The sequence below is a fragment of the Brevundimonas sp. genome (assembly GCF_046299535.1).
In the GTDB taxonomy this organism is placed as follows: Bacteria; Pseudomonadota; Alphaproteobacteria; order Caulobacterales; family Caulobacteraceae; genus Brevundimonas.
In genome coordinates, this window is record NZ_JBKBIB010000004.1 from 147,386 (window position 1) to 170,367 (window position 22,982).

Here is a 22,982-nt window from a genome sequence, read left to right on the forward strand (position 1 = left end):
TTCAGCCTTCCGGAGGCGGAGGGCTGGCGGCCGGGCTGGACGTCGGCGCGGTCTCGGGAAGGACCGGCGGCGTCTCCGGCAGGGCGGCGGCGTCCTGACCCACCGCCGGGGGCGCCTCGGCCTCTTCCGGCGGCATGACCAGATCCTCGGAGACCTCGAAGGTGTCGGCCGTGGTCGGCGGCGCCACCGGCGCATCAGGCTGCTGATCGCCGCAAGCGGCGAGAACCAGGGCGGACATCGACAGCGTGAGAACGGCGATCGGTCGGATCATGCCAAGGGCCTTTCAATTGGAAACGGTCAGGAGACCACGACACCACATCAAGGAACCGGCCGCCAGTCCGGCGGTTCCGCTCTGCATCGCCTTGCGGGCGTTTGCAGCAGCGCCCGAAGCGCCTATCAACGGCCTCGCCGACCTGATCCAGACTGGAGCCTTCATGACCGACGCCAAGTCCCCTCGACGTGTTCGCAAGGCCGTTCTCCCCGTGGCGGGCCTGGGGACGCGCGTCCTGCCCGGCACCAAGACCACGCCCAAGGAACTGCTGAACGTCGTGGACCGGCCGATCCTCAGCTACATCGTGGAGGAAGCGCGCGAGGCCGGCATCGAGCACATCGTCTTCGTCACCGGGCGGGCGAAACAGGCCATCGAAGACTATTTCGACCACCAGATCGAGCTGGAGGCGCAGCTGGAGGCCAAGGGCAAGACCGACATCCTCGAGATGATGAACGGTGAACTGGCCCGCGCGGGGGAGATGAGCTTCACGCGCCAGATGAAGCCGCTGGGCCTGGGCCACGCGGTGTGGTGCGCCCGGGATATCATCGCCGACGAGCCGTTCGCGGTAATCCTGCCCGACGTGATCGTCGACGCGGCGCCCGGCGCCCTCAAGCAACTCATCCAGGTTTATGAGGAGGTCGGCGGCAATGTCATCGGCGTCGAGGCGGTGCCCGAGGACATGACCCACAAATACGGCATCGTCGATCCGAAGGAGCGCACCGGCAACCGCATCGGCATGAAGGGCATGGTGGAGAAGCCGGCGAAGGGGACGGCTCCATCGAACCTGTCCATCTCGGGCCGCTACATCCTGCAGCCGGAGATCTTCCACCTGCTGGAGACCCAGGAGCGGGGCGCGGGCGGCGAGATCCAGCTCACCGACGCTATGGCTCGACTGATGAAGGATCAGGCGTTCACCGCCGTCGAATATGAAGGCGTGACCCACGACTGCGGCGACAAGATCGGTCTTCTGCGCGCCAATGTGGCCCTCGCCCTCAAGCGCGAGGACCTGGGCGCCGCGGCCCGCGAGGCGATCTCCGCCCTGCTCTAGAGCCCGGTTCTAGTCGTCCGAGCGGTAGCGGCGGCAGTCCTCGTTGGAGCCCTCGCGCACGCGACGCTCGCAGGCGCGACGCTCGGCGCGCATGGTCTCGGCGTCCGAGGTGGTGACGGCGTCCACGCCTGCGCCGATGACCGCGCCGGTGGCCTTGACGCCTGTGCCCACTACCGCGCCGGTAACCCCGACGGCCGTGCCGACCAGGCAACCGGAGAGCATCAGGGCGGCGGACAATAGTCCTGCGCAGAGAAGAAAGCGGGTCATGACTGGATCTCACGGGAAGGGGCCAGGGCCCAGCCGGTCTGGCCGCGATGACGCAGCATGGCGTCCGCCAGAACGCAGGCTGTCATGGCCTCGACCACGGGAACCCCGCGCAGGCCGACGCACGGATCGTGCCGCCCTTTGGTGCGCAGGTCGGTCTCGGTTCCGTCACGGGTGATCGTGCGGCGCGTCGTGAGGATTGACGAGGTTGGCTTGAACGCCACGCGCGCCGTCACCGGCTGGCCGGTGGAGATGCCGCCCAGAACCCCGCCGGCCTTGTTGGACAGGAACACCGGCTTTCCGTCGTCGCCCAGCCGCATTTCGTCAGCGTTCTGTTCGCCGGTCAGGGCGGCGGAGCCGAAGCCCGCCCCGATCTCCACACCCTTGGCCGCGTTGATGGACATCAGTGCGCTGGCCAATTCGCCGTCCAGCTTGCCGTAAAGCGGCGCGCCCCAGCCGGCGGGAACGCCCGTCGCCTCGACCGCCACCACCGCGCCGATGGAGGACCCGGCCTTGCGGATGTCATCCAGATAGACTTCCCATTCAGGGACCACGTCGGCGTTCGCTGCGAACAGGGCGTTGTGCTCGACGGCGGCGAAGTCGATCCGGTCGTCCTCAATCCGGTGCGGGCCGATCTGGATCACGCCGGCGCGGATGCCGACGGCCGCGCCCAGAACCTTGCGCGCCACCGCTCCGCCGGCGACGCGGCAGGCGGTCTCGCGGGCCGAGGACCGGCCGCCGCCGCGGTGGTCCCGTACGCCGTATTTGGCCTGATAGGCATAGTCGGCGTGACCGGGCCGGAAGGCGCGGGCGATCTCGCCATAGTCCTTGGATCGCTGGTCGGTGTTCTCGATCAGGATGGCGATGGGGGCGCCGGTGGTGACCGGTCCCTCGCCGGCATCGAAGGTGCCCGAGACGATGCGGCATTCGTCCGCCTCGCGCCGCTGGGTGACGAAGCGCGAGCCGCCGGGCTTGCGCCGATCCAGCCACGGCTGGATGTCCGCCTCGGTCAGGGGGATGCCCGGCGGGCAGCCGTCGATGACGCAGCCGATGGACGGGCCATGGCTTTCACCCCAGGTGGTGACGCGGAACAGATGGCCGAAGGTGTTGTGAGACATGGCCTGAAACGCTTAGGCCGCGAGGCGCTCGGACGTCCACACCGAACTGAACCGCGCCAGCAGATGTTCCGCAGCCGAGGGGGCGCCGGCCACAGCCTCCAGCGTCACAAACAACCGGCCGGCCGGCCGGCTCCCGCGTGCGGGCAGGCCGAGCCCCTTCAGGCACAGGCGCGCCGTCCCCTCCATGCCGCCTACGATCCATGCATGGCGAGGTCCGGCGTGGGTATCGATCTCCACCCGTCCGCCGTCCGCCAGCAGGCGCGGGTCAACCGGGCTGGTCATGAACAGGTCGTCGCCCAGCACTTTCAGGCCCTCGGCGGCGCGAATGAGCACGGGCAGATAGAGGTCGCCGCCGTCGGTCGCCGCGCGCTTCAGGCGTACGTGCTCGCCGGTACGCAGACCCGCCGGGACCATGATGCGCAGGGCGCCGCGTCCCGGCAGGGCCACAGTGGCGCAGGCGCCGTGGATGGCCTCAAGCGGGCTGAGCACCACCACCGGCAGCGGCACGGGACGGACCTTCGGCGCATCCAGCGCAGGGCCGAGGCCGCCGCGCTTCTGGATCAGGCGATAGGCCTCGATGACCCGGCGAAAGCGGTCGGCGTCGCCGCCGGGCTGGTCCGGGCGGGCGGCCTTGACCGCCGCGCGAAACAGCTCCGCCAGCCGGCGCGGCTCCACCGGGCCGTGGAGACCCAGAAGGCCATAGGCGTCGCGCAGGGTCAGGGTCTGGGCGGTCATGACCCTGATTGGCCGATAATATGGTCAAGGCCGGGTTAACCGTGACGCTGGCCCTCCCCCAGACGCCGTTGAAGGCGTAAGGAACAGGCCATGAGCGACCATCCCATTCCCCCGACACCCTCCGCCGAAGACTACGCCGCCCAGTTGGCCGCCAACGCCGACGAGGCCCAGTTCGAACGTGATACGCCGCTGCCGCTGTTCCTGGAATGGATGGCGGACGCGCGGCGCTCCGAGCCCAATGACTCCAACGCCATGGCCCTGGCCACGGCGGACAGCGACGGCCTGCCGGATTGCCGCATGGTGCTGTTGAAGGGCGTGGATGAGCGGGGTTTCACCTTCTACTCCAATGAACAAAGCGCCAAGGGCGGCCAGCTCGCCGCCCAGCCGAAGGCGGCGCTGCTGTTTCACTGGAAATCCCTGCGCCGTCAGGTGCGGGTCCGGGGCCCCGTGGAGCCGGTCAGTGCGGCCGAAGCGGACGCCTACTTCGCCAGCCGGGCGCGCGAGAGCCGCATCGGCGCCTGGGCCTCGACCCAGTCCCGGCCGCTGGACAGCCGGGAGACCCTGGAGGCCGCCGTGCGCGAAACGGCGGCCCGGTTCGAGGGCGCAGAGCCGCCCCGTCCCGACTACTGGACCGGGTGGCGGGTGATCCCTGAGCAGATCGAGTTCTGGCGCGATCGCGCGTTCCGCCTGCACGACCGGCTGCGGTTCGACCGGACCGGCGAGGGCTGGCGCCGGACCCGGCTCTATCCCTGACCGGTCCCGTAGCGGGCCAGAAAGGTGTCCACCGCCTCGGTCGCGATGCTGTCCGCCCCGCGTCGGGTCTGGACGTCGTCGCCCGTGACCATGGGGACGAAGAAGACCGGGTGTTCAATCATGCCCATCAGCTGACCGGCCGCCCATGAGGGACGATCAACCTTGAGGGCGCCCTTGTCCGCGTGTTCGCGGATCACCTGCATCAGCACGCCGCCGATCTCTGCGCGGCCCCGCTCGAAGAAGCCGCTGGCCGTGGGCTGGAAGCGCTTGCGCTCGGCCATCACCAGCCGGAACACCGCCCGCACGAACGGGTCGCCCATGAAGCCGGCGTAGGTTTCAGCAAAGGCGACAAGCTGCTCGCGCACCGTGTCGCCGCGCACCCGAATGCCCTTGATCTGGCGAGCGAAATCGTCCGAGGCGTCGTCGATGACGTGGGTGAAGAGATCGGTCTTGGAGGGAAAGAAGGCGTAGAGGGTGGCGGTGGAGACCGAGGCGTCCCGCGCGATGGCCTCCATGCGGGCGGCGGCGTACCCCTCGGCCATGAAATGGCGCCGGGCGACAGTGAGAATATCCCTGCGCTTGTGCCGGAGGCCTGCGTCATCGCCCCCGTTGACGGTCCCTGTCATGAAAGCGGTCTTCTCCTGCCCACGACTGACTGGTTTTTACCATACCGATGGTCCGCGACCAGAGCGGGCAAGGCAAGGGACAGAAACGAGGGTTTCCCCTCAGGCGGGACGAAACGCCTTGAGAAGGGGGTGGGCCAGCACCGGCGCAGCGAGGCGATCCACCGCCTGGATGTCCTCCAGCACCACCGCCGCGGTCTGGTCCGCCACCACAAAGTCGGCCAGGGCGCGTCCCGGCTCGGTGAAGCGTTCGTGGCCCGGGCGGACGGTCTTCAGATACTGGTCGATCACCGAGCGGGACGTGCGGCCGCGCTCGGCCTGATCGCGCAGCAGGCGGCGGATGAAGCGGATGTCGGCCGGCGTGTCGACGAACACCTTCAAATCAAACAGGTCGGCCACCGCGGGGGTCGCCAGCAGGTGAATGCCCTCGACGATCACCACGGGCACAGCAGGGACCGGGGTCCCGCCCGGCTCGCGGCCGTGATGGATCAGGGAATAGATCGGCGCCTGCACCGCCCGCCCGGCCTTCAAATCTGACAGGTGTACGGCCAGAAGGTCGTGATCCCGCGCGGCCACATGGTCGAAGTCGAAGGCGGCCGGATCGAAATCAGGAAGGGCCGCCGCGTCCACATAGTACCAGTCCTCCAGCACCACGACCGCCTGATCCGGCCCCAGGGCGCGAGCCAGGGCCTGGGCGAGAGTGCTCTTGCCCGAGCCGGATCCTCCGGTGATGGCGATGAGAAGGCTCAAGTCATGGTCTCCGGAAAGCAGGATGCGGAAGCTTCGCCCGTGTAAACGCGGCCGCGCCAGCCCGCCGGTATCCGCACCCTAGCCCGGATTGTCCACCGTAGAGAGGCCTCCATCGACCACCATCTCGGCGCCCGTGGTGAAGGTCGCTTCAAAGGCCATAAAAAGCGCCGCCCGGGCCACTTCCTCCATGCGGCCATGCCGCTTCATCGGCGTGACCATGTCGCCGATCGCGTGAAGTTCGGCGCGCGCCTCGGGAGTGAGCCCCGCCACGCCCAAGGTCGGTGTGTCCACAAAACCCGGAGCGATGGTGTTGACCCGCACCCGGCGCTCCAGCAGTTCGGCCGCCATCACCTGGGCTAAAGCGCGCAGGGCGGCCTTTGTCGCCATGTAGACGCCCATGGTCGGCGACGCGGTGGCCGGCGTCACGGTGGTGATCGTAATCGATCCTCCGTCCCTCACCATGGGCGCCAAAGCCTGAAGGGTGAAGAAGGCCCCGCGCGTATTGATCGCGAACTGGCGATCAAACCCCGCTTCGGTCACCTCGTGGAAGGGCGAGAATTCGGCTATGGCGGCGAAGACGAAGACGGCGTCGACGGCCTCCAGGTTTCGCTCCACGGCCTTAGCGAGATCCCGGATGCATCCGATGTCGCCAACGTCGGAGCGTAGAACGACAGCATCGGGGCCGAATTCGGCCTGGGCCCGCGCGACATTGCCTGCGTCGGAGCCGGTCGCGATCACATGGGCGCCGTCGGCGATCAGCATCTGCACCGTTGCGGCGCCCATTCCGTGGGTGCCGCCGATGACGACCGCCCTCGCACCTTCAGATCCCTTCATCGCAAGCTCCCGGACACTGCCTTGATTGACGAGGAGAAGGATAGTGGCGTGGACGAGTGGACAAAATTCTCCAGAATGCGAACACTATGTCCACAGCCATGGACGACATCCCATGCTTGATCTCAATGACGCCTACATCTTCGCCAAGGTGGTCGAACATGGGGGATTCACGGCCGCAGCCCGCCGGCTGGGCCGTCCGAAGTCCACCCTCAGCAAGCGCGTCGCCATGCTTGAAGCTGGCCTGGGGGCCCGGTTGCTGCAGCGCGACGCCCGGCGGATGGTGCTGACCGACGTCGGGGTCGAGTTTCACCGGCACGTCGCCGCCATGCTGATCGAAGCGGAGGCGGCCCAGGCCGCGATTGACGGGCGACTGGCCAAGGCGGCGGGGCCTGTTCGGATCACGGCCTCGATCATCACGGCCCAGCAGCATCTGGCCGTTATCCTGCCCGGCCTGGCCGCCGCGTATCCCGATGTCCAGCTTATCCTGCACGCCACGGACCGCTGGGTCGATGTGATCGCGGAGGGGTTCGACGTGGCGGTGCGGGATCACCTCGCGCCGTTGCCGGACTCGGCTTTGACCCAGCGCCGGGTGGGGACCGAGGCGGATTGCCTGATTGCGGCGCCGGCCTATCTCGCCCATGCGGGAATGCCGGCAACGCCTGAAGATCTGGAACGCCACGACGGACTGCTGAACGGCGCCCTCACCCAAGTCCCGCCATGGCGCCTGATCCACATGAGCGGCGGCGAGCAAGAGGTGCGCCCGCGCATGCGCTTCTTTTCCGACGACCCGGTCGGCTTGATCCAGATGGCGGCCTCTGGCTTCGGGATCGCCTGTCTGCCTCTCAGCGTTTGCGCGAGCGGCATTCAAAGCGGCGACCTGCTCCGTGTCCTGCCAGACTGGAGCGCGAGGGGGGCGACGACGACAATTCTGTACCCTCACAGGCGCGGTCAGCTGCCGGCCGTGAAGGCGGTCGTGGACTATCTGGCCCGCGAAATGAGCCTGCGCCTGCGGGCGGCTTGACGGGTCCAGCCTTGCCTGCCCTAGCGTCACGTTGCTTATCAACGGTCACCAAAGTAGCTTCGATTTGAAAGCGCCGCTCTCAACAAGGCGCATATGGAGGAACGCATGCTGGGACGAATGCAGGACTGGCCGCTGACGGTCGACCGGATCATCGACCGCGCCGCCGTCTGGCACGGACACCGCGAGATCGTCACCCGCACGGTGGAAGGGCCCATTGTGCGCACCACCTATGCGGACGTGCACCGCCGGGCCAAACGGGTGTCGAACGCCCTGGCCGGCTGGGGCGTCAAGACGGGCGACCGGGTCGCCACCCTGGGCTGGAACACGGCGCGCCACATGGAGGCCTGGTACGGCATCATGGGCATGGGGGCGGTGTGCCACACCCTCAACCCGCGCCTGCATCCCAGCCAGATCGCCTTCATCATCAATCACGCCGAGGACAAGGTCATCTTCGTCGACCTGACCTTCGTGCCGATCCTCGACGCCATCATCGCCCACTGCCCGACGGTGGAGCGCGTGGTCATCATGACCGACGAGGTCTCGATGCCCGAGACCAGACTGCCCAACGCCGAGTGCTATGAGTACGTGCTCTCCGAGCAGTCCGAGGACTTCACCTGGGGCGGCTTCGACGAGCTGACCGCCTGCGGGCTGTGCTACACCTCGGGCACCACGGGCGACCCCAAGGGGGTGCTGTACTCGCACCGCTCGAACTTCCTGCACACCCTGATCACCATGAGCTCGGACATCATGGGCGTGACCGGCTCGGACGTGATCCTGCCCGTCGTGCCCATGTTCCACGCCAACGCCTGGGGCGTGGCGTTCTCGGCCCCGGCGGTCGGGGCCAAGCTGGTGATGCCCGGCGCGCGCATGGATGGCGAGGCCATCTATGAGCTGATCGAGGCCGAGGGCGTGACCTTCTCGGCGGCCGTGCCCACCGTGTGGCAGATGCTGTTGCAGCATGTGGCCTCCAACGACCTGAAATTCTCCACCCTCAAGAACGTGCTGATCGGCGGCTCGGCGCTGCCCGAGGCGCTGGTGCGCGGCTTCAACGACCTGGGCGTGGACGTACGCCAGGGCTGGGGCATGACCGAGACCTCGCCGGTGGGCACCGTCTCGACCCCGACGCCGGAGATCGCGCACCTGTCCTATGACGAGCAGATGCCGTTCCGCCTCAAGCAGGGCCGTCCGCCCGTGGGCATCGAGTTGAAGCTGGTCAGCGACGAGGGCGAGAAACTGCCCCACGACGGCAAGGCCGTGGGCCGGCTGATGGTGCGCGGCCCCACCGTGTCGGCCAGCTACTTCAAGGACGTGGGCGGGAACATCCTCGACGACGAGGGCTATTTCGACACCGGCGACGTGGCCAATATCGATCCCAACGGCTTCATGCAGATCACCGACCGGGCCAAGGACGTGATCAAGTCCGGCGGCGAGTGGATCAGCTCCATCGACATCGAGAACGTGGCCGTCGGGCACCCCAAGGCGTCGCTGGCGGCCGTGGTCGGAATCGCCCATCCCAAATGGGACGAACGGCCCCTGCTGCTGGTCAAGCTGAAGGACGGCCAGACCGCCGAGAAGCAGGAGTTCCTCGACTTCCTCGAAGGCAAGATCGCCAAATGGTGGATGCCCGACGACGTGGTGTTCGTGGACGACATCCCCCTGGGCGCCACCGGCAAGATCGACAAGAAGATCCTGCGCGAGCAGTTCAAGGACTACACCCTGCCGACGGCCTGACTGGAGCGACCGCGCCTTCCCGTCCCGGATAGCGCCTGCGGCGCTTCCGGGATGACCAGGGCGCGAGGCGGCCGGATTCCGGTTTCAGATTCGCTCAGAAAAAAGACTGTCCGAAATGTCCGAAATGTCCGAAATCGGGCGTCGGCCGATGCGGCGGTCTTTGTTTTACATCGATATTTTCTTCCCTCCCTGATCCCGGGCGATTTCGGACTGTCTGAAATCGGGCGCGAGCGGCCCCTCCGTCGGCCCGCCGATGATAAGGCCCCCCCGAAGGCGTGCGCGCAAAAAGCCGGCGCCGGACCGCTGACCCCTTTGAAATCGCGGCGCCGGGCTTTCAGAAAGCGGGATTTGGGGGCAGGGTCGCGGCCACAGCGGCGGGAGGCTTCGGCATGGGCGGATCACGACAAGGCGGCGTCTGGCTGACGGCGGCGTTTCTGATCGCCCTGGCCGCGCCGGTGCTGGGTTTTGCGGCGGGATTCGGCACCCGGGTGGGGCTGATCGACTGGCGGCTGGGCTATGAGCAACTGACCCTGGTCTGGGGCTGGCGGCTGGCCTGGGTCAGCGCGGGCGCGGCCCTGGCCACGGTGTTGCTGGCCATGGGCGATGTGAAGCGGCGCGGGCTGTACGCGCTTGTGGCGGTGCTGGCCGCGGGCCTCACCCTTTACCTGCATGTGGCGCACCGGCAGGCGCTGGCCGCCCACCCGCCGGTGCATGAAGCCGCCAGCGACTGGGACGAGCCCCTGAGCTTTTCCGGGGTAATCCGGGGGCAGCGCGACCGCGCCGGGGCCGCGCCTCTGGCCATCAGCCACGCCGATACCTGCGAGCAGGCGGTCTTCGCCCCCACCCAGGTCGCGCCACAGGCGGGCGAGGCGGCGCTGGAGGCGACCGGATTCACCGTGGTCGGCACCTCTCCATTCCGCATCGAGGGCCGGCGCGAGAGCTTCTGGTTCGGCTTCAGCCACGACGCGGTTCTGCGCATCCGCCCCGGCCGCACCGATGTGCGCGTGTCCGGCCGCGAGGGCCGTCCCGACGGCGGCGAGGCCTGCCGTCTGGCGGGCCAGATCAGCACGCGCCTGCGCCCCGCCGACTAGTCACTCCGCCCTGCGGCTTTCCAGCGGTCCCAGATAGCTGTCCGGCGCCCCGTCGCGCACGATCATCGCCCGCTGGATCACCACGCCCGGGTCGATGCGCCAGACCCTGACCGTGTGCGACCCCGCCTGCCCCACCGCGTGCCGAGTCGTGTGAACGGCCACGGCGTTGGCCACATCGCCCTCCCACGCCGCCGCGGTGTCGGTGGCGTTGAGGGTCACAACCTGAACCGGCCCGTCGCCTATGGATACGGCGTAGCGCAGACCCTCGCCGCCGGTGAAGTCCAGCGTCGGCGACAGCACCAGCCGCAACTGGACCTCGCCCGGTTCGAACAGGTGGACGTCGTACTCCAGCCAAGGCCCCTCGCCCGGTTCCGACGCCGCTGCTGTGGACGGCGTGGTGGTCACGCCCGACAGGGTGCGGCCCAGGCCGGGGATGACGCGCCAGTCCACGCCGTGGGCCGCGACGGCCCGCGCGTAGTGTTCGGCCTCCATGGTCACATGGCCGTCCGCCTCGATGAAGCGGCCGGGCTCGACCGGCGCGGCCGGGTTGGCGATGGGCGCGAGAACGGTGATTTCGGTCCCGTCGGCGCCGCGCACCCGCACCGCGCCCTCGGCCTGACCTTCGGGGGCCGCAGCCCAGTCGACCGAGACCCGCACGCGCGCGTCCCCCCGGCCCTCTGCGGCTGACAGCCGGATCCACGGCTGGCCGGCCTCAAGCGTCCAGGCGACGGGCTGGTCGCCCCGATCGAACAGGTCGATCCAGCGGCTCTCGACCCCGTGACGATGCAGCGGCGGCAGAGCGGGGCCGCCGCTGGTGTCGGGCCACGCCCGCGCATCGCCCTCCACCGCCAGGCCCAGAGCCGCGCCGGCGACCGGCGCCGCCTCGGCCAGATCGGGCAGGACGTCCTCGTCCGGCTGCTGCCAGTACGTGTAGCTGATGTGGGTCTGGGACATCATGTGGTTCCAGCGTCCGTCGGCCACGTCCTCATGATAGATGCGGGTCAGTTCCGCATCCCGCGCGAACAGCGCGCGCACCCGCCCGGCCGCTGCGTCGGCAGCCGCCGCGCGGCCCTGTGCGGCATAGAGGCGGTTGCGCCCCGTCTCCACATGCAGGGCCGTCAGATTGCCGCTGGCGTGGATCGGGAACCAGACCAGCTGCACGAAGGCGTCGTCGTATTCGGGCGGCAGGGCCGCGCGCACGGCATCGGCGCGGGCGGCCAGTTCGGCCCAGTCCGCCGTCACCCGCTCGGCCTCATTGTGGTGGAGCAGGCTGAAGGTGTCCGGCCCGATGAGCTCCGGCTTCCGCCGGGAATTGTAGCGGGTGTAGAGCCGCAGCAGGTCGGCGATCTCGTCGGCGTGGGCGTCCCCGAACTGCTGCGCGGCCCAGTCGCGGGTGAAGGCGGTCATGGCCTCCAGCGTCATGGTCTCGGGGTTCCAGGCCTGGGCCATGAAGGCGCTGATGGGCAGCTCCATGGGCTTGAGGTCGCCCACATTGACGATCCACAGCCGGTCCGCACCGTATTCCCAGGCCAGGTTCATCTGCTCCCAGGTGCGCTCAACCTGGGTGGTGTTGAGCCATTTGTAGTTCCGGGGCCCGCCCACATAGTCGAAATGGAAATAGACGCCGTAACCGCCCGGCCGTTCGGACCCCGGCGCGGGCAGGCGGCGGATGTTGCCCCAGTTATCGTCGGCGAACAGCAGGGTGACGTCGTCAGGGACCCGCATGCCGTCGTCGTAATAGTCCTGCACCTCCTTGTAGAGAGCCCAGACCTGGGGCGTTTCGGCGGGGTCGCGGCCGGTGACCTCGGCGATGATGGCGCGCTGGTCGGCGACGATGGTCTCCAGCAGGGCCGTGGCGGTGTCCTCGGTCATGGCCTCGTCGCCGTCGCCGCGCATGCCCACGGTGACCAGACTTTCGTGATCGCCCATGCGCGTCACGCCCTCGCGCCAGAAGCGGCGCAGGGCGTCGGGGTTGGTGGCGTAGTCCCAGGCGCCGACGCCGTAGCGCTCCCACTCCACATGGGCGCGCATCATGGGTTCGTGGTGGGAGGTGCCGATGACCACGCCCCATTGGTCGGCCATCACGGCGTTGAGCGGATCGTCGTCGGAGAAGGCCTTGCCCCACATGGCGGGCCACAGATAGTTGCTCTTGAGCCGCAGGGTCAGTTCGAACACGCGGGTGTAGAAATGGTGGTTGAAGCCGCCGAAGGTCTCGTTGACCCAGCCGTACAAGGCGGGATTCTCGTCATTCAGGAAGATGCCGCGATAGCGCACGCGGGGCCGGTCGGCGCGGCGGCCGGGCAGGACGTGGAGGTCGCCCTGACGCGCCACGGGGACATCGGCCCACCAGAACCAGGGCGAGACGCCCATGCGCTCTGACAGGTCATAGACGCCGTAGATGGCGCCGCGCATGTCCGATCCGGCGATGACCAGGGCCCGGTCCACGCCCGGGGCCGGGTTGTCGATCACCTGCTGCACAAAGGCTTCCCACTGGCCGGTGACGTCCGAGACGTCGAGCCGACCGTCGGCGACGAGGGCGTCGATGACGGCGTTGCGGCCCAGGGTTCCGACGATGACCGCCAGCCCCTGCCCCGCCTCATGATTGAGCGGCGACGGTGAACCGGACACCCGCTCCAGATCGCCGCGCAGGTCGGCGGCGGCGCGCAGCAGGCCCGCGTGATCGCCGGGATCGGTGCGCACCACGGTGGGGCGGCCCGAGGCGACGAGGGCGAAGGCGTCGCCGGACGCGGCGCCGGGGCAGACCGCGCCCGGCGCCTCGCAGGCGGAAGCGGGCAGGGCCGCGCCGAGCCAGAGAAGACAAAGAGCAAGGAAGCCCGTCACGAAACGCGGCATGCACGCCTCCTGTCGCAAAAAGGCGCCGCCCGCCGCTCCCGAAGGAACGACGGGCGGTCGGGGAGGATCAGCGTACGGTCAGGGTGGTGGACTGCAGATCGACCGAGTTGGGTCCCGCGTGGATGGTGAAGGTGCCCGGCTCCACCACCCGCTGCATGTTCAGATCCCACAGGGACAGGGCCTCGGGCGACAGGTCCAGCGTCACCGTGCGGGTTTCTCCGGGTTGCAGGGTGACCCGCTCGAACGCCTTGAGCTCCAGCACCGGGCGGGTGATCGAGGCGTGGTCGTCGCGGACATAGATCTGCACCGTCTCGTCCCCGGCCACGGGGCCGGTGTTGGTGACGTCCACCTGCACCTGGGCCGCCTCGCCGACGCGGATGGTCGGGTTGGTCAGGCGCGGCGCCGACATCTGGAAGCTGGTGTAGCTGAGGCCGTAGCCGAACGGGAACAGGGGGCTGGTCTCGTCGAACAGATAGCCCCGGCGCGCGGTCGGCTTGTGGTTGTAGAACACCGGCAACTGGCCCACCGAACGGGGGATGGTGACCGGCAGCTTGCCGCCCGGATTGACCCGGCCGAACAGGACGTCGGCGACGCCATTGCCCGTTTCCTGACCCAGGTACCAGCCCTGGATGAGGGCGTCGGCATGCTCCACCAGTTCGCCCACGGCCAGCGGGCGGCCGTTGAGCAGCAGCACGATGGTCGGCTTGTTCAGGGCGAAGATGGCGCGGGCCAGATCCATCTGCTGACCCACCAGTTGCAGGTCGGCGCGGTCTCCCAGATGGTTCTCGGCCCAGGCCTCGCGGCTGAGCTGTTCGTTCTCGCCCAGCACCATGACGATGACGTCCGACTGGCGGGCGACCGCGACGGCTTCCTCGATCAGGCGGGCGTTGACGGCGGGGTCGACCAGATTGACCTCGTCGGCGGCCCATTCGCGGCTTTCGGTCAGACGCACGCCCTCGGAATAGACCACCTCGAAGCCGCCGCTTTCGGCCTCGGCCTCGAGACCTTCCAGCACGCTGACCACATGGCGCGGGATGTCGCTGTAGCCGCCGATGGGAGTGTCCACCGCGTGGGCTCCCAGCACGGCCAGACGGCCGAGGCCTTGCGCGCGCAGCGGCAGGGTCTGGTTGTCGTTCTTCAGCAGGGTGATCGCGCGTCCGGCCACCTGACGGGCCAGGGCGATGGCGTCCGGCGTGGCGGTCAGGGCGTCGGCGGTTTCCGGGTCCGCATAGGGATTCTCGAACAGGCCCGCCTCGAACTTCATGGTCAGGATGCGGCGCACGGCGGCGTCGATCTGCGCCTCGGACACGCGGCCCTGGGCGACCAGTTCGGGCAGATGCACGAAGCCCTCGCCGTCGGGCAGTTCGATGTCCACCCCGGCGTCCATGGCGCGCACGGTGGCGTCCTGGATGTTGGCGAACATCTGGTGACGGGTGACCATCTCGCGGATGGCGAAATAGTCGGAGACGATCAGGCCGTCATAGCCCCACTCCTCGCGCAGCACGTCATTCAGAAGCCAGCGGTTGGCGTGGGACGGCAGGCCGTCGATCTCGTTGTAGGAGGCCATGATCGAGCGCACCGGCAGCTCGCGCACCGCCCGTTCGAAGGGCGGGAAGAAAACCTCGCGCAGAACCCGCTCGGAGATCTGGGCCGGGCCGACGTTGATGCCGTTTTCCGGCTCACCGTGGCCGGTCATGTGCTTGAGGGTCACGAAGACGCGGTCCTGCGCCAGCGGCAGGGTGTCGCCCTGATAGCCGCGGATGACCGCCAGACCCATTTCGGACACCAGGTGGGGGTCCTCGCCATAGGTCTCCTCGATGCGGCCCCAGCGGGGGTCGCGCGCCACGTCCACCACCGGCGCCAGGGTCAGGTGCACGCCGCGGGCGCGCATCTCCCGGGAGGCCACATTGAACACCCGGGTGAGCAGCTCGGGATCCCAGGTGCTGGCCAGGGCGATGGACTGGGGAAAGCTGGTGGCGCCGCGGGCGGTGTAGCCGTGCAGCGACTCCTCGTGGAAGATCAGCGGGATGCCCAGACGCGTCTGTTCCGTGGCCCAGCGCTGGGCGGCGTTGATGTACTCCACCGTCTGGCGGCCGTCGCGGTTGACGGCGCCCTCGGTGACGCCGGCCGCCCCGTTGGTGGAGGGATCGACCCCGCGCATGTCGGACGGTCGCGAAATCTGACCCAGACCATGGGGGAAGGCGGCCGAGGCGCGCTCGGGCGAGAAGTCGCCCTCCGGCGTCTGCACGTCGCCCTTGTTCTCCCACAGGCCCTGCATCTGGCCGATTTTCTCCTCCAGCGTCATGCGCGAGAGCAGGTCCTCGACCCGGTCGGCCACCGGACGCGCGGCGTCGCGATAGGCCGGCGTCTGGTCCTGATAAGCGAAGGCCGGCTGCATCGGCGCCAGCGTGATGGCCAGGGCGGCCCCGAAGGCGGTGATCGCCCGTCCTCGCCGGAATCGCTCCGGCCGGTCCCATTTGGTCATGTGCGTCCTCCCTCGCTCCCGCCAGTTCGTCAGCGACCGGCTTGGTAGCGCTATCATCATTTAGACGGCATCCGGCCGCGCTGGTCAACCAATGGTCTGACGATTGCAAGCCGCCGCGGAACGTCGCATAGCCATTCATTGCAAAACATGCCGGCCTGGAAAAGCCGGCGCGCGAATGCCTCACGGAGCGAAACAGCCGCCCATGGCGCCCGAAAAGAAACCCAGAACCGGCGGGGACCGGCGCATCGGCAAGCCCGTGCGCAGCCCGGCCCGCATCCATGGCGTCATCGCCCACGACCTGGGCGTGGCCATCGTCTCGGGGCAGTACAAGCCCGGCGAAATTCTCCAGAACGAGATCGACTTCTCGGAGCATCTGGAGGTGTCGCGCAGCGCCTACCGCGAGGCCATCCGCATTCTGGCGGCCAAGGGGCTGGTGGAAAGCCGGCCCAAGACCGGCACCCGGGTGAACCCCGAGGCGCGCTGGAACCTGCTCGACCCCGACGTGCTGGCCTGGTCGTTTGAAACGGAGCCCAGTCCCTCTCTGGTGAAGGGACTGTTCGAACTGCGGCTGATCATCGAGCCCGCCGCCGCCGCCCTGGCCGCCCAGCGACGCAGCCCCGAACAGGTGACCCGCATGCGCGAGGCCCTGATGGCCATGGAGCGCCACGGCCTGAACACCGAGGAGGGCAAGGGCGCGGATCGGGAGTTCCACGCCACCATCCTGGAGGCCACCGACAATCCGCCCCTGCTCAGCCTGGCCAGCACCATCGGCGCGGGCGTCCGCTGGACCACGGTCTACAAGGAGCGGAAAAAGGAGCTGCCGCGCGATCCCATGCCCGACCACTGGAAGGTGTTCGACGCCATCGCCTCGGGCGGGCCGGAGGCGGCGCGCGCGGCCATGACCGAACTGGTGGAGATGGCCCTGCACGACACGGCCCGCGCCCTGCAGCAGCGGCCGCGCGCGTGATCGCCGTTCATTAGGCACTTGTCCGACTTTTGAGACACGTCTATTTGTCCGACTAATGCGGGCGCTGTTCGGAGACCACCGGTCGCCATCGGCCCGGCGCGTTTCCCCTCGCCCCCGGTTCGCCGGCGGCCCTGACCGACAGGCCCGAATGACCAAGCCCCTTCGCTCCCGTCTGTGGTTCGACAACCCTGCAAACCCGGACATGACGGCGCTGTATCTGGAGCGTTATCTGAACTACGGGCTGACGCTGGAGGAGCTGAGGTCGGGCAAGCCGATCATCGGCATCGCCCAGACGGGGTCTGACCTGAGTCCGTGCAACCGCCACCACATCGAGCTGGCCAAGCGGGTGCGCGAGGGGATCCGGGAGGCCGGCGGCATTGCGATCGAGTTCCCGGTCCATCCCATCCAGGAGACCGGCAAGCGCCCCACCGCCGGGCTGGACCGCAACCTGGCCTATCTGGGGCTGGTGGAGCTTTTGTACGGCTATCCGCTGGACGGGGTGGTGCTGACCATCGGCTGCGACAAGACCACCCCGGCCTGCCTGATGGCGGCGGCGACGGTGGACATCCCGGCCATCGCCCTGTCGGTGGGGCCCATGCTGAACGGCTGGAACAAGGGCCAGCGGGTGGGGTCCGGCTCCATCATCTGGACCGCCCGCGAGATGATGGCGCGGGGCGAGCTGGACTATGAGGGCTTCATCGAACTGGTGGCCACCTCGGCCCCGTCGGTGGGCTACTGCAACACCATGGGCACGGCCTCGACCATGAACAGCCTGGCCGAGGCGCTGGGCATGAGCCTGCCGGGCTCGGCCGCCATCCCGGCGCCCTACCGCGAGCGGGGGCAGATGGCCTACCGCACCGGGCTGCGCATCGTGGACATGGTCAAGGAGGACCTGAAGCCCTCGGACATCCTGACGAAGGATGCGTTCCTCAACGCCATCGCCGTCAACTCGGCCATCGGCGGCTCCACCAATGCGGCGGTGCACCTGACCGCCCTGGCCCGGCATGCGGGGGTCGAGCTGCCCCTGAAGGCCTGGCAGGACCACGGCCACCACATCCCCCTGCTGGTCAATCTGCAGCCGGCGGGGACCTATCTGGGCGAGGACTTCCACCAGGCCGGCGGGGTGCCCGCGGTGGTCAATCAGCTGATGGGCCAGGGCCTGATCCGCGAGGACGCGCCCACGGTGAACGGCCGCTCCATCGGGGAGAACTGCCGGGGGGCCGAGATCATCCTGCCCGACGTGATCCGGCCGTTCGAGGAGCCGCTGATGCGCGATGCGGGCTTCGTGGTGCTGTCGGGCAATCTGTTCGACTCGGCGGTGATGAAGACGAGCGTGATCTCGGCGCAGTTCCGCGACCGCTATCTGTCCGACCCCAAGGATCCCGAGGCCTTCGAGGGCACCGCCGTGGTGTTCGATGGACCCGAGGACTATCACCACCGCATCGACGATCCGGCCGAAGGCATCACCGAGCGCTCGGTGCTGGTCATGCGCGGGTCGGGGCCCATCGGCCATCCCGGCGCGGCGGAGGTGGTCAACATGCGCCCCCCCGCCCACCTGATCAAAGCGGGCGTCACCGCCCTGCCCTGCATCGGCGACGGCCGTCAGTCGGGCACCTCGGGCAGCCCCTCGATCCTGCACGCCTCGCCGGAAGCCGCGGCGGGCGGGACCATCGCGGTGCTGAAGACCGGCGACCGCATCCGGGTGGACCTGAACACATCCACCGTGACCCTGATGGTCCCGGACGACGAGATCGCCGCCCGCAAGGCGGCGCTGGAGGCCGCAGGCGGCTATGCCTATCCCGCCTCACAGACCCCCTGGCAGGAGATCCAGCGCGGCCTCACCGGCCAGCTGGAGACCGGCGCAACCCTCGAGAACAGCGTCAAATACCACCGCATCGTCGACACCATCGCACCGGCGCCGAGGGATAACCACTAGGGGCGGGATCAGGCGCTGACCCGGCTCACCACCAGATCGAATAGACCAGGATCAGGAAGGCGATGACGCCCACGCCCGCCAGATTGAAGGCGGCGGAGGTGCGGAAGCTGATGCCGTCCAGCTGGACCTTCAGGGCCGAGGCGGGGGCGGGGCGGATCAGGGACACCACCACCGCCAGCGCCAGGGCGATCAGGAACACGATCCCCACCCGGTTCATGAACGGCATGACCAGCAGCCCCTCATTGTTCAGCCACCACATGACGCCGGACAGGACCACCCCGCCGATGGCCGCGGCCAGGGCGCCCGCCTCGGACGCGCGGCGCCAGAACATGCCGAGGATGAAGATCACCACGATGGCCGGGGTGAAGAAGCCGGTGAAGTCCTGGATGAACTGGAACGCCTGATCGAAATTGCCCAGCAGGGGCCGGGCGACGAGGGCGCCGATGAGCATGGCCCCCGCCGCCGACAGCCGGCCCACAGTGACCAGATGATGCTGGGACAGATTGGGGCGCGCCTTGGCGTACAGGTCCAGGGTGAAGATGGTCGAGATGGAGTTCACCAGCGAGCCCAGGGTGGCGATGATGGCGGCCACGAGGGCGGCGAACACCAGCCCCTTCAGGCCTACAGGCAACAGGGCCATCATGGTGGGATAGGCCTGATCGGGGCGGGTCAGGTCGGGCGCCAGCACCAGGGCGGCCAGACCCGGCAGCACCACGATCAGCGGCATCAGCAGTTTCAGATAGGCGGCGAAGGCGATGCCCTTCTGGGCCTCGTCGATGCTGGACGCCGCCAGAGCCCGCTGGATGATGTACTGGTTGAAGCCCCAGTAGCTCAGATTCATGATCCACATGCCGCCGATCAGGACCGACAGGCCCGGCAGGGCCGCATAGTGCGGGCTGTCCGGCGACAGGATCATGTCGAACTTCTCGGGGAACTCGGTGGTCAGGCGGGCGAAGCCGTTGAGCAGTCCGCCGTCGCCGCCGATCTGGTTCAGGGTGATGACGGCGATCACCAGACCGCCCGCCACCAGCAGGGCCACCTGCACCGCGTCGGTCATGGCCACGGCCTTGAGCCCGCCCCACAGCTGATAGACCAGACCGAACGCCGCCAGGCCGAACAGGGCCAGGGTCTGGTCCACGCCGGTCACCGTGGTGATGGCCAGCGAGCCAAGCCACAGGATCGAGGTGATGTTCACGAAGACGTAGAGCACCAGCCAGAACACCGCCATGACGCTGCGGATCTTCGCGCCGTACCGCTGCTCCAGAAACTGGGGCATGGTGACGATGTTGTTCTTAAGGAAGATCGGCAGAAAGAACTTGCCCACGATCAGCAGGGTCAGGGCCGCCATCCATTCGTAGGAGGCGATGGCCAGCCCGATCACATAGCCCGAGCCCGACATGCCGATGATCTGTTCGGCCGAGATATTGGCCGCGATCAGCGAGGCGCCGATGGCCCACCAGGGCAGGCTTTTCGAGGCCAGAAAATAGTCGGTGGTGTTTTTCTGTTCGCCCGGGCGGTCGCGGGAGACCCACTGGGCCAAAGCGAAGATGCCGACCCCGTAGAGGGCCAGAAGAATCAGGTCGATCGGCGCCAGCGTCATGAATGTCTCCCCCGACGGGCCGTTGAATTCGGCCGCTGAACGAAGAGCTACGCCATCCTAAAGTCCTACGCAATGAAAGTGATTTCATATATGGTTTGATCGGGTGGCGCGAGCTAAGAAGCGGCGCGGACAGCCTTCTATCGGGGTGACGGCGGCGCTAAGACTTGGGGGAGAGTCAGGTTGATCGGGGAAGCCATGCCGCCGCTGGAAGAAGAGCTTGAGGAGCGCAAATACCGCGCGCCCGCGCTCGAAAAGGGTCTGGACGTGCTCGAGCTGCTGTCCAGCCACGGACGGCCCATGACGCCGTCGCAGATGTCGGTGACCCTCAAGCGCTCCGTCTCCGAACTGTTCCGGATGATCCAGGTGCTGGAGTTCCGGGGCTATATCGAACAGTCCCCCGAAGGCTATCGCCTGACCAACCGCCTGTTCACCCTGGGCATGGCCCAGGCGCCGGTGAAGTCACTGGTGGAAGCGGCCATGCCGGCCATGCGCACCCTGGCCGAAACCACGGTGCAGTCGTGCCATCTGGTGGTGCCCAGCGAGACCCAGATCGTGGTGGTGGCCCGCGTCGAGAGCCCCGGGGACCTGGGCTATTCGGTGCGCATCGGTTATCGCCGCAACCTGATCGAGGCCACCTCGGGCCGCATGTTCTACGGCCTGGCCTCGCCGGCGGGACGGGCCCGGCTTGAAGAGGTGCTGCGCCGGCTGCACGGCGACGCCATGTTCGAGACCTTCGCCCAGGAGGCGGACGCCACGGCGGCCAAGGGCTACGCCCAGCGGGCCAGCGACTTCGTCAAGGGGGTCACCGACCTGTCGGCGCCGGTGATGGGGGCCGACGGCGTCATCGCCACCCTGATCACCCCCTATATCGAGCACACCACGGTGGGGTGCGACATGGCCACGGCGCTGATCCATCTGCGCCGCGCCGCCGCCGCCATCTCGGCCGACATGGGCTCCGCCTCCCAGGCCTGAGGCGGATCAGGCGCGATACAAGCGGCGCCGGGCTTGCCGCCCTGTATTTTCGCATGCGATAAGTTCTTCACGAATGAAAGGTCGGGGCGCTGGCTCCGGCGTCCCCGCCCGCCGTGGGCCCGCTGAAGACTGTTGCCGAATGACCAAGCCCCTTCGCTCCCGTCTGTGGTTCGACAACCCTGCAAACCCGGACATGACGGCGCTGTATCTGGAGCGTTATCTGAACTACGGGCTGACGCTGGAGGAGCTGCGCTCGGGCAAGCCGATCATCGGCATCGCCCAGACGGGGTCTGACCTGAGTCCGTGCAACCGCCACCACATCGAGCTGGCCAAGCGGGTGCGCGAGGGGATCCGGGAGGCCGGCGGCATTGCGATCGAGTTCCCGGTCCATCCCATCCAGGAGACCGGCAAGCGCCCCACCGCCGGGCTGGACCGCAACCTGGCCTATCTGGGGCTGGTGGAGCTTTTGTACGGCTATCCGCTGGACGGGGTGGTGCTGACCATCGGCTGCGACAAGACCACCCCGGCCTGCCTGATGGCGGCGGCGACGGTGGACATCCCGGCCATCGCCCTGTCGGTGGGGCCCATGCTGAACGGCTGGAACAAGGGCCAGCGGGTGGGGTCCGGCTCCATCATCTGGACCGCCCGCGAGATGATGGCGCGGGGCGAGCTGGACTATGAGGGCTTCATCGAACTGGTGGCCACCTCGGCCCCGTCGGTGGGCTACTGCAACACCATGGGCACGGCCTCGACCATGAACAGCCTGGCCGAGGCGCTGGGCATGAGCCTGCCGGGCTCGGCCGCCATCCCGGCGCCCTACCGCGAGCGGGGGCAGATGGCCTACCGCACCGGGCTGCGCATCGTGGACATGGTCAAGGAGGACCTGAAGCCCTCGGACATCCTGACGAAGGATGCGTTCCTCAACGCCATCGCCGTCAACTCGGCCATCGGCGGCTCCACCAATGCGGCGGTGCACCTGACCGCCCTGGCCCGGCATGCGGGGGTCGAGCTGCCCCTGAAGGCCTGGCAGGACCACGGCCACCACATCCCCCTGCTGGTCAATCTGCAGCCGGCGGGGACCTATCTGGGCGAGGACTTCCACCAGGCCGGCGGGGTGCCCGCGGTGGTCAATCAGCTGATGGGCCAGGGCCTGATCCGCGAGGACGCGCCCACGGTGAACGGCCGCTCCATCGGGGAGAACTGCCGGGGGGCCGAGATCATCCTGCCCGACGTGATCCGGCCGTTCGAGGAGCCGCTGATGCGCGATGCGGGCTTCGTGGTGCTGTCGGGCAATCTGTTCGACTCGGCGGTGATGAAGACGAGCGTGATCTCGGCGCAGTTCCGCGACCGCTATCTGTCCGACCCCAAGGATCCCGAGGCCTTCGAGGGCACCGCCGTGGTGTTCGATGGACCCGAGGACTATCACCACCGCATCGACGATCCGGCCGAAGGCATCACCGAGCGCTCGGTGCTGGTGATGCGCGGGTCGGGGCCCATCGGCCATCCCGGCGCGGCCGAGGTGGTCAACATGCGCCCCCCCGCCCACCTGATCAAACAGGGGATCACCGCCCTGCCCTGCATCGGCGACGGCCGTCAGTCGGGCACCTCGGGCAGCCCCTCGATCCTGCACGCCTCGCCCGAGGCCGCGGCGGGCGGCACCATCGCCGTGCTGAAGACCGGCGACCGCATCCGGGTGGACCTGAACACATCCACGGTGACCCTGATGGTCCCGGACAAGGAGATCGCCGCGCGCAAGGCCGCGCTGGAGGCGGCCGGCGGCTACGCCTATCCCGCCTCACAGACCCCCTGGCAGGAGATCCAGCGCGACCTCACCGGTCAGCTCGAGACCGGCGCAACCCTCGAGAACAGCGTCAAATACCACCGCATCGTCGACACCATCGCACCGGCGCCGAGGGATAACCACTAAGGC

Annotated in this window: 19 protein-coding genes; 9 read left to right on the forward strand and 10 right to left on the reverse strand. The window is 68.4% G+C overall.

All coding sequences use genetic code 11. The annotated features are described in order from the left end of the window. Position 1: 1 nt before the first annotated feature. Complete coding sequence (locus ACK4FB_RS04865) at positions 2 to 271, reverse strand: hypothetical protein (RefSeq protein ID WP_409748472.1); 270 nt, start codon at positions 269 to 271, stop codon at positions 2 to 4. Positions 272 to 434: 163 nt separating this feature from the next. On the opposite strand from ACK4FB_RS04865, the gene galU reads away from it, so the two are divergent. Further along, entirely contained in the window at positions 435 to 1,319 is an 885-nt protein-coding gene (gene galU / locus ACK4FB_RS04870; protein ID WP_409748476.1) for a UTP--glucose-1-phosphate uridylyltransferase GalU, read from the forward strand. A 9-nt stretch (positions 1,320 to 1,328) separates the two neighbouring features. Here galU and ACK4FB_RS04875 read toward each other — a convergent pair whose 3' ends face one another. From ACK4FB_RS04875 to ACK4FB_RS04885, 3 genes are read right to left on the reverse strand one after another with little or no spacing between them, the layout of a single operon-like run. Beyond that, the gene (locus tag ACK4FB_RS04875) at positions 1,329 to 1,586 is read right to left on the reverse strand and encodes a hypothetical protein (RefSeq protein ID WP_409748479.1); all 258 of its coding nucleotides are present in this window, start codon (positions 1,584 to 1,586) and stop codon (positions 1,329 to 1,331) included. Beyond that, a complete protein-coding gene (gene aroC / locus ACK4FB_RS04880) occupies positions 1,583 to 2,701 on the reverse strand; it encodes a chorismate synthase (protein ID WP_409748482.1) in 1,119 nt (372 codons plus the stop codon). Before aroC ends, ACK4FB_RS04875 begins: the two co-directional genes overlap by 4 nt. A gap of 12 nt (positions 2,702 to 2,713) precedes the next feature. Next, complete coding sequence (locus tag ACK4FB_RS04885; protein WP_409748485.1) at positions 2,714 to 3,436, reverse strand: DnaJ C-terminal domain-containing protein; 723 nt, start codon at positions 3,434 to 3,436, stop codon at positions 2,714 to 2,716. Between the two features lie 90 nt (positions 3,437 to 3,526). Here ACK4FB_RS04885 and pdxH point away from each other — a divergent pair, with 90 nt between their 5' ends. After that, entirely contained in the window at positions 3,527 to 4,189 is a 663-nt protein-coding gene (pdxH, locus tag ACK4FB_RS04890) for a pyridoxamine 5'-phosphate oxidase (protein WP_409748488.1), read from the forward strand. Here pdxH and ACK4FB_RS04895 read toward each other — a convergent pair. The 3 genes from ACK4FB_RS04895 to ACK4FB_RS04905 form a co-directional block, all read right to left on the reverse strand. Next, a complete protein-coding gene (locus tag ACK4FB_RS04895) occupies positions 4,180 to 4,815 on the reverse strand; it encodes a TetR/AcrR family transcriptional regulator C-terminal domain-containing protein (protein WP_409748491.1) in 636 nt (211 codons plus the stop codon). The genes pdxH and ACK4FB_RS04895 overlap by 10 nt on opposite strands. Positions 4,816 to 4,914: 99 nt before the next feature. Further along, entirely contained in the window at positions 4,915 to 5,562 is a 648-nt protein-coding gene (gene udk / locus ACK4FB_RS04900) for a uridine kinase (RefSeq protein WP_409748494.1), read from the reverse strand. A 78-nt stretch (positions 5,563 to 5,640) separates the two neighbouring features. After that, positions 5,641 to 6,396: an SDR family oxidoreductase gene (locus tag ACK4FB_RS04905; RefSeq protein ID WP_409748497.1), complete on the reverse strand. Its 756-nt coding sequence runs from the start codon at positions 6,394 to 6,396 to the stop codon at positions 5,641 to 5,643. A 112-nt stretch (positions 6,397 to 6,508) separates the two neighbouring features. On the opposite strand from ACK4FB_RS04905, the gene ACK4FB_RS04910 reads away from it, so the two are divergent. The 3 genes from ACK4FB_RS04910 to ACK4FB_RS04920 all read left to right on the forward strand — a co-directional run bounded on the left by ACK4FB_RS04910 (position 6,509) and on the right by ACK4FB_RS04920 (position 10,239). Continuing rightward, complete coding sequence (locus tag ACK4FB_RS04910; protein WP_409748500.1) at positions 6,509 to 7,417, forward strand: LysR substrate-binding domain-containing protein; 909 nt, start codon at positions 6,509 to 6,511, stop codon at positions 7,415 to 7,417. Between the two features lie 105 nt (positions 7,418 to 7,522). Then, entirely contained in the window at positions 7,523 to 9,148 is a 1,626-nt protein-coding gene (locus tag ACK4FB_RS04915) for a long-chain-fatty-acid--CoA ligase (protein ID WP_409748503.1), read from the forward strand. A gap of 389 nt (positions 9,149 to 9,537) precedes the next feature. Next, positions 9,538 to 10,239 (forward strand): DUF1499 domain-containing protein, encoded by a 702-nt coding sequence (locus tag ACK4FB_RS04920; RefSeq protein ID WP_409748506.1) that lies wholly within the window; start codon positions 9,538 to 9,540, stop codon positions 10,237 to 10,239. Here the strand turns inward: ACK4FB_RS04920 and ACK4FB_RS04925 are convergent, their stop codons facing one another. Further along, entirely contained in the window at positions 10,240 to 13,092 is a 2,853-nt protein-coding gene (locus ACK4FB_RS04925) for a glycosyl hydrolase 115 family protein (RefSeq protein WP_409748509.1), read from the reverse strand. It lies immediately after the preceding gene. A gap of 67 nt (positions 13,093 to 13,159) precedes the next feature. Next, positions 13,160 to 15,577, reverse strand: a complete 2,418-nt coding sequence (locus ACK4FB_RS04930) for a glycoside hydrolase family 3 N-terminal domain-containing protein (RefSeq protein WP_409748512.1) — start codon at positions 15,575 to 15,577, stop codon at positions 13,160 to 13,162. Positions 15,578 to 15,779: 202 nt separating this feature from the next. Here ACK4FB_RS04930 and ACK4FB_RS04935 point away from each other — a divergent pair, with 202 nt between their 5' ends. Both ACK4FB_RS04935 and ACK4FB_RS04940 read left to right on the forward strand, forming a co-directional pair. After that, positions 15,780 to 16,544 (forward strand): FadR/GntR family transcriptional regulator, encoded by a 765-nt coding sequence (locus tag ACK4FB_RS04935; protein WP_409748515.1) that lies wholly within the window; start codon positions 15,780 to 15,782, stop codon positions 16,542 to 16,544. A 148-nt stretch (positions 16,545 to 16,692) separates the two neighbouring features. After that, on the forward strand, positions 16,693 to 18,480 hold the full coding sequence (locus ACK4FB_RS04940) for an IlvD/Edd family dehydratase (RefSeq protein WP_409748517.1): 1,788 nt from the start codon (positions 16,693 to 16,695) through the stop codon (positions 18,478 to 18,480). 25 nt (positions 18,481 to 18,505) lie between these two features. Here ACK4FB_RS04940 and ACK4FB_RS04945 read toward each other — a convergent pair whose 3' ends face one another. Further along, positions 18,506 to 20,080, reverse strand: coding sequence for a sodium/sugar symporter (locus ACK4FB_RS04945; RefSeq protein ID WP_409748520.1), 1,575 nt, complete (start codon positions 20,078 to 20,080; stop codon positions 18,506 to 18,508). A 180-nt stretch (positions 20,081 to 20,260) separates the two neighbouring features. On the opposite strand from ACK4FB_RS04945, the gene ACK4FB_RS04950 reads away from it, so the two are divergent. After that, positions 20,261 to 21,052 (forward strand): IclR family transcriptional regulator, encoded by a 792-nt coding sequence (locus ACK4FB_RS04950; protein ID WP_409748523.1) that lies wholly within the window; start codon positions 20,261 to 20,263, stop codon positions 21,050 to 21,052. 139 nt (positions 21,053 to 21,191) lie between these two features. Then, the gene (locus tag ACK4FB_RS04955; protein ID WP_409748526.1) at positions 21,192 to 22,979 is read left to right on the forward strand and encodes an IlvD/Edd family dehydratase; all 1,788 of its coding nucleotides are present in this window, start codon (positions 21,192 to 21,194) and stop codon (positions 22,977 to 22,979) included. Positions 22,980 to 22,982 lie beyond the last annotated feature (3 nt).